This window comes from Armatimonas sp. (assembly GCF_964826245.1).
The window spans coordinates 1-10,505 of sequence record NZ_CBAYMC010000157.1 but is presented as its reverse complement, the minus strand read 5'-3'; the positions used below and the strand labels follow the sequence as shown (position 1 = coordinate 10,505).

8 protein-coding genes are annotated in these 10,505 nt (G+C 59.3%); 2 read left to right on the top strand and 6 right to left on the bottom strand.

The genetic code is table 11. The features are described 5' to 3' along the window. Positions 1 to 223: 223 nt before the first annotated feature. Genes AC1XOS_RS14830 through AC1XOS_RS14820 form a run of 3 tightly spaced genes read right to left on the bottom strand, consistent with a single transcriptional unit; the run spans position 224 to position 4,897 of the window. The gene (locus tag AC1XOS_RS14830; protein WP_481963001.1) at positions 224 to 2,164 is read right to left on the bottom strand and encodes a response regulator; all 1,941 of its coding nucleotides are present in this window, start codon (positions 2,162 to 2,164) and stop codon (positions 224 to 226) included. Positions 2,165 to 2,208: 44 nt separating this feature from the next. Continuing rightward, positions 2,209 to 4,485: an ATP-binding protein gene (locus tag AC1XOS_RS14825; protein ID WP_481963000.1), complete on the bottom strand. Its 2,277-nt coding sequence runs from the start codon at positions 4,483 to 4,485 to the stop codon at positions 2,209 to 2,211. A gap of 52 nt (positions 4,486 to 4,537) precedes the next feature. Continuing rightward, positions 4,538 to 4,897: a hypothetical protein gene (locus AC1XOS_RS14820; RefSeq protein WP_481962999.1), complete on the bottom strand. Its 360-nt coding sequence runs from the start codon at positions 4,895 to 4,897 to the stop codon at positions 4,538 to 4,540. A 106-nt stretch (positions 4,898 to 5,003) separates the two neighbouring features. Here AC1XOS_RS14820 and AC1XOS_RS14815 point away from each other — a divergent pair, with 106 nt between their 5' ends. Further along, the gene (locus AC1XOS_RS14815) at positions 5,004 to 5,210 is read left to right on the top strand and encodes a hypothetical protein (protein WP_481962998.1); all 207 of its coding nucleotides are present in this window, start codon (positions 5,004 to 5,006) and stop codon (positions 5,208 to 5,210) included. After that, a complete protein-coding gene (locus AC1XOS_RS14810; protein WP_481962997.1) occupies positions 5,207 to 6,577 on the top strand; it encodes a sulfatase family protein in 1,371 nt (456 codons plus the stop codon). Before AC1XOS_RS14815 ends, AC1XOS_RS14810 begins: the two co-directional genes overlap by 4 nt. Before the next feature lie 32 nt (positions 6,578 to 6,609). On the opposite strand, the gene AC1XOS_RS14805 is transcribed toward AC1XOS_RS14810, so the two are convergent. The 3 genes from AC1XOS_RS14805 to AC1XOS_RS14795 all read right to left on the bottom strand — a co-directional run. Next, positions 6,610 to 7,911, bottom strand: a complete 1,302-nt coding sequence (locus AC1XOS_RS14805) for an aspartate aminotransferase family protein (RefSeq protein ID WP_481962996.1) — start codon at positions 7,909 to 7,911, stop codon at positions 6,610 to 6,612. A gap of 75 nt (positions 7,912 to 7,986) precedes the next feature. Then, entirely contained in the window at positions 7,987 to 9,465 is a 1,479-nt protein-coding gene (locus AC1XOS_RS14800; protein ID WP_481962995.1) for an aldehyde dehydrogenase family protein, read from the bottom strand. 67 nt (positions 9,466 to 9,532) lie between these two features. Next, the coding region (locus AC1XOS_RS14795) for a hypothetical protein (RefSeq protein WP_481962994.1) at positions 9,533 to 10,505 on the bottom strand (973 nt) is incomplete at its 5' end.

Here is a 10,505-nt window from a genome sequence, read left to right as displayed (position 1 = left end):
GACTCGCTTCCAAATTAGTGGTCACAAATCCTAAGTTCTGGGAACAGTTGGAAATCAAGCTCTTCGGCAAGGCGAAAGTTCGCAATGCTGAGAAGTGAGCAAGAGCGACGCGCCACCCATGAGAGTATGGACGGAGATCATCCCGGCATGACGAAGTACCGCTTACGAAAAAGCCCCGTCGGAGTTTTCCGGCGGGGCAGGGGTGGTAGTCTTTATGCTTCTCTCAAACGGCGTAGGAGATCGCGCTGATCGGTAGGTCGTCTGGCGGCTCCTCCGCACGGCGGAAGCGGCGCTGCCACTCGACAAGCTCATCAAAGTTCTTCAGAGCGGCTTCGACAAGGGTGGGATCGAAGGTCTTGCCCGATTCTTCTTTGAGCTTCTTCTTGGCTTCCTCGTTGGTAAGCGCACGCTTTTTATGGTTGTAGCTGGTCCACTGGTCGAAGTGATCCGCCAGAGCGACTATCCGGCCATAGAGGGGGATCTCGTTCCCTTCCAGAGCCTGTGGGTAGCCTCGGCCATCCCAGCGCTCGTGGTGCGAGAGGGCGATCAGCTCGGCGGCGCGTAGCAGCTCCGACGGTGACCCGGAGAGCAGACGTGCTCCCAGAATCGCGTGCTGGCGGTAGACCGACTCTTCGTACTCGTCGCGCTTGCTCTTCTTGTTGACAATGCTGTCCTCAATGGCGAGCAGGCCGATATCGTGCACCTGGCTGGCGTAGAGCAGAAGCTCTGCGGCATCGTCGTTCAGGCCCATGGCCCGCGCCAGAACACTGCTGTACTGACCCACAGCACGGATGTGCGCGGCGGCGGTCGGTCCCTCACGGAACTCGGCGGTGTAGGCCATGCGCTGCATCGCATCCAGTGCGGCGCGGCGTGCGGTCTCTTGGGACTCCTTGACCTCTTCCATGGCATTGCGTAGCTCAGAAGTGCGGCTCCGGACGGTCTCTTCCAGGCTTTTCTGGTGCTTCTTGAGGTCGTCTTGAGCGCGTTTCATCTTCAGGAGCGATGCCACACGCACCTGAAGCTCGGTGCGGTCCACGGGCTTGCAGATCCAGTCATTGGCACCCGCTTCCACGGCGCGGAGGCGGTCCTCTTTGCTGGAGAGCGCCGTCACCATCACGATCGGGATATCGTTGAAGCGGGACTCCTCACGGATGCGCTTGCAAACCTCGACCCCATCCATCGAGGGCATCATGTAGTCCAGGAGAACCATGTCGTAGTTTGTGTTGAGCTTCTCCAGTGCCTCAGGGCCGCTGCTCACCAAGTCTGAGTCGTAGCCCAGCGTGCGCAGCATCGCTGAGAGCATCTCCCGGTTGATCTCATCGTCATCTACCACTAAGAGCTTGGTGGGGGTGTTAGTCGCTGTGGCAAAGCTCAGCCCACGCTTACGGCGCTTGCTGGGTAGGGGAGCTGTCGGTCGTGGAATCTTCACCTCAGGGGCAGTGAGTGGAGCGGGTGCAGGCTCGGGTATCTGAACCCGCTCCAGAGGCAGCACAGAGTCTTCGGAGACAAGCTCCAGAGGCGGAACGCTGCTTTGCTCAAGCTCCTCGAAGTTAAGTAAGATGGGCTCCAGCGGTGCGCCTTCCACCTCCACCATGCTCACGAGCTCCAGCACCACGGGGGCACTGCTCTCGGTCATGAGGGTTAGGAACGACTCATTGCCGCTTGCCTCCATCTCCATCATCAGAGGCGCTTCATCCATCGCCAGAAGAGTCGTGGGAGCGTGTGGCTCTTGTCCATGGACTACCAGTACCAGAGGCTCGTCTAGGGTGTCTAGGAGCATCGGGGCTTCAAGGGCGGACTCGGAAAACTCCTTGACTAAGTTCGGGAATGTCCGGGTATTGATGGGCTTGGTGATATAGCCAATACAGCCCACCGCCAGCGCCCGCTCCTCGTCACCCTTCATGGCGTGTGCCGTGAGAGCGACAATGGTAATGTGCCGTGTCTTCGGGTTTTGCTTCAGGAGCTGGGTCGCCTCTAAGCCATCCATTCCGGGCAACTGAATGTCCATCAGGATGAGATTAGGAAGCTCTTTTTCGGCGAGTCGGATGCCTTCTTCCGCGGTCATGGCGCTGACAAAGTCAAAGCCTGCCACTTCCAGAAGATCGGTTACCAGCTCCATATTGACGGGATTGTCTTCCACAACCAGTATCTTTTTTTCAGACACGATCTTTCTCCGTCTCGTTTCGTTGGGCCAGAGACTGGCACGGGTTATGCGGCTGCACGCTCACTCCTCCCACGGCGGGGACGGGCTGCAGGAGCCGCTTGGGAGCTTGGCCCTTGGCGCACATCGGTGAGGGGGCGCATACGCACATCGGTGAGGGTGCGCAAGAGTGTCTCCGCCTCCACAGGCTTGGCCACAGACGCAGCAGCCCCTAGTGCATGAACACGCTCCGAGTCTTTCGTCTCCGAGACCACGACGATGGGGATGCTCTTGAGGGTCTCGTCGGCCTTGAGCTGACGAAGAACCTCCCAGCCATCTTCCCCCTCTAGCTCGACTTCCAGGGTGATCACGCTGGGCTTGAGCTCCTGGGCGAGAGTGAGTGCCGCTTTCCCATTGCTGGCCCTTGCCACATCGTAGCCGCCTTCTTGGAGCCGGTGGGTGAGTAGCTCTGCCGAGGCTGCGTGACTTTCCACCACGAGGGCCATCGGCTTTGCGTTTGCGGATACAGCTGGCTCTGCCTTTGGGGTTCGCGTCGTACGGCCACGCTCCGGGCTAGGCCCCGAGCCCTCTGGGCTAAAGGGAACGGTGAAGCTAAAGGTGCTTCCCTTACCCTCGCCCCCGGAGCTGACCCAGATCCGTCCACCGTGCATCTCGATAAACTTCTTGACCAGCGCCAGCCCAAGACCGGTGCCCTGCTGCTGACGAGAGTAGGAGTTATCCACTTGTTCAAACTCGCGGAAGATACGATCTTGATCCTCTTGCTTGATGCCAATACCCGTGTCTTTGACATCCACTTGGAGAAGTGTGCCATTGCCTGCCGTGGAGAGCGCGACCATAACATTGCCGTTCTCGGGAGTGAACTTGATGGCGTTGGAGATTAAGTTATAGAGAACTTGCTTGAACTTGGCCTGATCGGCGATAAGCGGTGGCAAGCTGGTGCCTCCCTCGACTTCCAGCGTGATATTTTTCTTCTGGAGCAGTGCCTTCACCAAGTTATCCACGGTTCGCACTGCCGTGAGCGGCGAGAACGCGGCATACTCTAGCTGGACACGGCCCGCCTCGATCTTGGAGAGGTCCAGAATGTCGTTGATCAGCTGCAAGAGATGCCGCCCCGACGAGAGAATATTGCCGACATAGCGCTCTTGTTTGGGAGTCAGCTCACCAAAAGTGCGGTCGTGGAGGATCTCAGAGAAGCCGATGATGGCGTTGAGCGGGGTACGTAGCTCGTGGCTCATGTTGGCCAGGAACTGGCTCTTGGCACGGTTGGCTTCTTCGGCGGCCTCTTTATCGCGGCGCATGGCCTCCGCTTGGCGGCGCTCGGAGACATCGTGGGTCACCACAACGGAGCGTTTCTCGCCCGTGACATCGTCTTGCCAGGTTGCCAGAACCACCTCCACGGGGAACGCACTGCCGTCCCGACGGACACCGTAGATATCCAGAGCGCGGGGATGCTGTGAGCCTTCGAGTAGATTAATGGCTTTTTGGAAGCTCTCACGGCTGTCGTGAGCGACCAATAGGCTCGCTGGCATTCCCAGGGCACTGGCACTATCGTAGCCGTAGATTCCCTCGGCAGCGCGGTTCCAGGTAATGATCTTCCCGTGCTCGTCCATCACACAGACCGCATCGTACGACGACTCCACAAGGGCGCTGAGAAAGACATCGGAGCCTGAGAGGGAGGAGGACGAGGCGGGATCGCTGCCCGTGCTACTCTCCGCCGCTGCAAGTGCGTCCTTGGTTTGTTTGAGCTCCAGCGCCAGCTTCTCGGACATCTGCGTGAGCTTATTCAGGCGCTGCTCGGCCTGCGTCTCCGCTTTTAAAAGCTGGGCTTCGGCATCGGCAGACTTGGCCTCGATATCCTTGAGCTTGCTTCGGGTCTCGTCAAGCTGCTCCTGGAGCGCACTGACTTCTTCGGGGGTGCCACCAGAGCCTTGGGCAAGAGCGGCTTCCAGCGCCGTGCTCAGCTTAAGCCTTTCAGCTTCGTGCTGCTTTTTCTGCTCATCTAGTGTGTTTTGGAGACTCTCCAGGCTACCCACGCGAGCGACTTGAGTGGCAAGGTCTTGGGTGAGAGCCTCGGCACGCTGATCTGCTTCTCTTAGGCGACGGTCTGTCTCGTCGAGCTCTTGCCGAAAGCTTTTCTCGCGGGTCGTAAACTGCTGCTCAAGGTCGCGCAGCCTTACCTCGCTCTCACTCTCTTTGGCGGATTTTCGCGAACGCACGCGGTTGGCATCCGCCATAAGCTGCTTCCCCTTGAGAAAGCTCATCAGGCCCCCGACACCAAATGCAGCCCCCGTTCCGAGGCCAATGATTCCAATCAAGTCAGCCATTCTAGGCACACACCTTTCGCACTATTGCTTTAATCATTTCTAAGAGATTCCTTTAGATCACCAGCTCCGCTTCAAGCTGGCTGAGTTTGAGGCGTACATTCGCTAGGTTTGCGAGCTGGCGATGCATATTGAGATAGAGCATCAAGCCCTGCGCACCGCCAAGGCAACGCAAGAGCTGATAGCGCTGTCCAAGGGTGATCACAATATCTTCAACCGTTTCTTTGCTATCCAGAGAGGAGAGCACTTTGAACTTGGCTTTTACCAAGTCCGCGTTGGCAGCGGCTTCAATGTCGAGATTGGGGGTATCTCCCACAATCCCGAGCATCTTGCCGCTCTTGAGATCTACCAACACTGCGCCGGTAATCCCCTCTAGTTTCATTACCTCTTCAAGGCAGGTTCTGACATTCGCCATCCAAAATATCCTTTATCAATGTGAATGGTCGGCGAATTTTCCTGGTGAGTTTAGGGGGATTTAACAAAAAGACGATTATCATAGCGAGGGTTGTATACTAGGTGAAATGTGGCCAGCACTGGACGATCCGTTGAATCCGCCTTTAATTGAAGTGGAGGGGGGCCAAGAAGCACTACGCCTTGCTATGCTGGGCTACCGCGTGCTCTGGATTGAAACAACGCCGGAGGCTCAGCACGTGGCACGGCGGCTGATGATGGCCCAGCCGTTTCTGATCCAAAATCGCATTGAAGGGATTGTTTTAAGACCCGAATGAAAAAAAACGTTGTCTTTGTGTTCTCCGACCAGTGGCGCTGGTGTGACCACGGCTACGTGGGCAATAAAGAGGTCAAGACGCCAAACTTAGATGGTTTAGCGGCAGAGAGTGTGCACTTCACTCATGCCGTCGCGAATATGCCCGTCTGCTCTCCCTGGCGTGCGAGCTTTCTCACGGGCCAGTATCCCCTTACGCATGGGCTGTTTCTCAACGACCTCAGGCTCAATACAAAGGCCACATCGCTGGCGCAGACATTTGGACAGGCAGGCTACAACACGGCGTGGATCGGGAAGTGGCACGTAGACGGCACGGGCCGTGATCAGCCAATCCCGAAAGAGCGACGGCAAGGCTTTGAGCACTGGCGCGTTTTAGAGTGCACCCATAACTATAAGCACTCCGAGTACTACGCGAGCGACGAGCTTAAAAAACGCACCTGGCCCGGCTACGATGCCTACGCCCAGACCGATGAGGCCATCGACTACGTGAAAAGCCAGCCCAAAGACACGCCGTTTCTGCTCTGCCTCTCATTTGGCCCACCGCACGACCCATATCGCATGTGCCCCGAAGATCTCTTGGAGCACTATGACGGCAAGACACTAACATTTCGGCCCAATGTCCCTGAGGCCAGTCGCACGGCGGCAAAGAGCACCTATGCAGGCTACTACGCCCACATTGACGCGCTGGATCAGTGCATGGGCAAGCTCCTCGCGGCACTCAAGGCCAGTGGGCAGCTCGAAAATACCATCTTTGTCTATACATCCGATCACGGTGATATGCTGCACTCCCACGGCATGCTGAAAAAGCAAAAGCCTTGGGATGAGTCCATCCGCGTGCCACTCTTAATCCGGCTCCCCGGTGGGAAAGCACGCACCATAAACGGCCCAATCAGCACGCCCGATCTGATGCCGACACTCCTCGGGCTCTGTGAAATCCCCGTTCCCAAGACCGTGGAGGGGCGTAACCTAGCCTCCGTGGTGCAGGGCAAGCGCAAGTGGGACGATGACGCGGCGCTGATTCTCTGCGCTGCCCCGTTTGGGGAGTGGGTACGCAAGAGTGGAGGCCGCGAGTACCGAGGCGTCCGCACCGCTCGCTATACCTATGTCCGCGACCTAAACGGCCCCTGGCTCCTCTATGACAACGAGCAAGACCCGTACCAACAAACCAATCGCGTCAACGACCCCGCGCTGAAGTCCGTCCAGGCAGACCTAGAGAAAAAGCTTACTGCTAAGCTCAAAGTTACTGGCGATGCGTTCTTGCCCGCCGATGAGCTGATCCGCCGCTGTGGCTATAAAACCGATGCGAATGGCACGGTGGACTATCAGAACGCCACACGCTGGGGCCAGGAGACGGTCACGGCACGGACTTGATCGCCTCATGGAATGGGGCGTCTGGGCTCCGTTTACGGGGCGGAGATCACGCGCTCGACAATCCCGATGCCATGCCAGAGAATATCCTCGGGCGTGTTGAGGGGTGGGATCAGGCGGATTACGGCGCAGTCAGCCTTCGGGTCGCCGAGCTTGGCGCCGCAGGTGAGCACGAGCAAGTCCTGCTCGCGACAGGCATCCTTAAGGATATCTAGGCGTGCGTAGTCGGGCTTGTCCTCGGGCGTGCGTAGCTCAATGCCGAGCATGAAGCCATTGCCGCGCACATCTACCACACCGTGAGAGCCGACGAGTTTTCGCAGACGCGCTTTGACTTCCTCGCCCAGCCGTGCCGCACGCTCGACAAGCCCTTCTTCGTCCATTAGGCGCATGGCAGCCAGCCCGGCGGCGCATGAGACCGGGTTTCCACCAAACGTGGTGCCGTGCTCGCCGGGTGTCCAGCGGGCGAGAAGCTCCGCACGGGCCGCGATTCCTGCTAGCGGCATCCCACCACCGACAGCTTTCCCAAAAACCACGATATCGGGGACGATCCCTAGGTGCTCGAAGGCAAACCAGCGCCCGGTGCGCCCCATTCCCGCCTGAATCTCATCAGCGATCAGCAGTGCGCCGTGTTTATTGCAGAGCTCCCGCAGGCGCTTGCCCGACTCGGGCGTTCTTGGTAGATAGCCACCCTCGCCCTGCTGCGCTTCGAAGAAGACAGCAGCAATATCGTCACCATACTCCGCAAAGAGTGCTTCCAGCCCGACATTACAGCAGCTTGGAGAGTCCATCGTGCAACCGGCGCAGCGCGGGGCGGGGGCGTGAAGAATATGCTGGCGGAGTGGCGTAAGAAACGGCTCCAGAGACTGCCAGTGCGCCGTTTTTGACCTAGACAGTGCTGAGCAGAGCATCGTCCGTCCGTGAAACGCCCCCACAAACGCCACGAGCTTCTTGCGCCCTGTGACTTTGAGCGCCAGCTTCGCCGCACCATCGTTGCTCTCAGAGCCGGAGTTCATAAAGACAAACGCCGCACTCTCCACCCCAGCACTTGCGAGCTTTCCGCGTAGAAAGTCCGCCAGCTCTAGCTGTGGCGCGTGGCGCATGGTGTCCGACGTGTGCAGCACCTGTGCGGCTTGCGCCTGAATCGCCGCCACGACATTTGGGTGGCAGTGGCCGCAGGCGTGCACCGCAATCCCACCCGTGAAGTCCACAAACTCCCGCCCTGAGAGCGTCGAGACATGGCTCCCTGCTGTCTGACCGGCGACTTCGTCGGTCTCAAACCCCAGAACATCGGCCAGCAACCCTGCTTGATTGAGCTCTAAGATGTGTTTTGTATTCATCAAACCCTCCTCCCCCAGCCCCCGGGTACCCTCTGGGTGCCAACCCTGCGGAGGCAGGTTGGGGGAGGAGGGATCTCACACGTCGATCTGTGCCCGTACCAGCTCGCTGCCCTCGGCGTAGTTGATGTAGGCGGCTTTCCACTCGGTGCACCAGTCCATCGCCATCCAGCCTGCCTCACGGTGGCCGTTGCCGGTGTTCTTGATGCCGCCAAATGGGAGCTGGATCTCCGCGCCGCTGGTGGGCAGGTTGATGTAGACGATCCCGCTTTCGAGTTCTTCCATGGCCCGCATCCCGTGCCGCAGATTGGCGGTGTAGAGCGAGAGTGAGAGACCATAGTCGGTGCCGTTGGCGATGGCGATGGCGTCGTCGAGGCCGTCCACTTCGATGATTCCCGTGACCGGGCCGAAGATCTCCTCTTGGGCGATTCGCATACTCGGGCTCATGTTGTCGAAGATCGTCGGGGCGTAGAAGCAACCTTTGTCCAGTGGCGCATCCGTGAGGGGCATGCCGCCAGTGAGCACGACAGCACCCTCGCTCTGGCCAATGGCGATGTAGCTATGGATGCGCTCTAGCTGTGTGCGATTCACGACCGGGCCGATCTGGGCATCGGGGTCTGCACCGGGTGCCATGCGAAGCTTAAGCGTCTCGGCGACTAAGCGCTCGGTGAAGTGCGCCTTGATCTTCTTGTCCACAATCAGGCGGCTTGCGGCAGTGCAGCGCTGGCCTGCGGTGCCAAACGAGCTCCAGAGGCAGCCCTTGACCGCCAGCTCGATATCGGCGTCATCGAGCACCACAATCGCGTTCTTGCCGCCTAGCTCGCAGCTCACTCGCTTCATGAGCTGCCCGCAGCGCCCCGCGATCTGCTTGCCGACAGAAGTGGAGCCGGTGAACGAGATCGTGGAAACGCCCTCGGCCTCCACCAAGGCCGCGCCCGCCTCTTCGCCGTAGCCCGTGACGAGGTTCACGACGCCTGCGGGAATCCCCGCGTCGGCAAGCAATTGCGTGAGCATCACGGCCATGCCCGGCGTGTCCTCAGCGGGCTTCCAGACCACGGTGTTGCCCGCCAGCAAGGCGGGGAACATCTTCCAAGTCGGGACGGCAATCGGGAAGTTCCACGGGGTGATAAGGCCCACTACGCCGACGGGAACACGCCGTGCGGAGCAGTAGATATCGGGGCGCTCGGAGGGAACCACGCTGCCGTTGGGGAGCCGCCCAAACGCGGCCATGTAGTGCGCCATGTCAATAGCTTCTTGCACATCGCCGCGTGCCTCGACGAGAACTTTTCCCATCTCCGCGACCATCGCCTGAGAAAACGCCTCTTTACGCTCTTCCAGAAGCCGCCCAATCTTCGTGAGCAGCGCCCCCCGCGCCGGAGCCGGAGTCTTTCGCCACGCAGGATAGGCTGCCTTCGCCGCCGCTACGGCAAGCGCGACATCGTGCTGGTCGGAGCGGGCGTAGAGTCCGAGAGTTTGATCCGTGTTGGCGGGGTTGGTGGACGCAAACATCGCGCCACTCTGGCTGGCCACCCACTCACCGTTGATGAAGTTGGTCATTAAACCCTCCTCCCCCGGCCCCTCCTCCCAACCCTGCGGAGACAGGTTGGGGGAGGGGAGGAGAGATCTATTTCAGCGGCGCACGGGTGAACTTGGCATCGCCCATGGGAGTGCTGATACTCATGCCCGTCACCTTACCGTCTTTGTCGCGGGTGACCTTGACGGTGAAGCCATCGGGCAGCCCCTCGCCGGTCAGCTCATCCTTGTCCGAGAGCTTCCCCTCGATTGTCGGGTTGCCGTCAGCCTCGATCATGAGCTTGCCGTCCTTGATGCGCATGGTCACGGTGGGGAGCCCCGGCGTGTCGCTGGTGTAGATTCCTTCGAGAGCCTTCAGGCGAGCGATGGGATCGGCAGCGTCCGCCGTCTTGGGCTTGTCCGCTTTTTTCTCCGTCACGGGTGGCTTAGGGAAGGTCTTGCGCTTAAACGAGAGCTTGCCGACGGGCGTCTCTGCAATCAGGTGCGTGACTTTGCCATCTTTGTCACGGCTGAACTTGGAGGTAATTCCCTCAGGCGAGTTGGGTGACACCACGTTGTCCATCTTGTCGAGTGTGAAGCTGATCTCCGGCTGACCCTCGACAATAATCACCAGCTTGCCCTCTTTGGCGAGCACTTCTAGCTCTGCTACAGGGCTGGCAGGATCTTCTGCCTCATACTTGCCCAGCACATCGGGGAGGCCCGCTGCCGCTTCGGCTTTCGGCGCATCGCCGCCCGGCTTGGGGAAGGTCTTGCGGGTAAAGTTCAGCTTGCCCTGAGCGGTCTCGATCACGCTTCCGATCACCTTGCCGTCTTTGTCGCGCGTGAGCTTCATGGAGGTCACATCGGGAATCTCAGGCGTCGTGGTGAGCATGTCGTCCTTGCCGATCTTCACTTCCAGATCAGGCTGGCCCTCGGTCTTTAAGAGCAGCTTGCCCTTCTCAAAGACCATCTCGCCTTTAATGCGCATTCCCTGGATCTCATCAGACTCATAGACACCCAGCACATCGGGGACTTCGGCTTTCTTTGCCTCAGGTTTTGCGACAGGCTTGGCGTCCTCTGCTTTT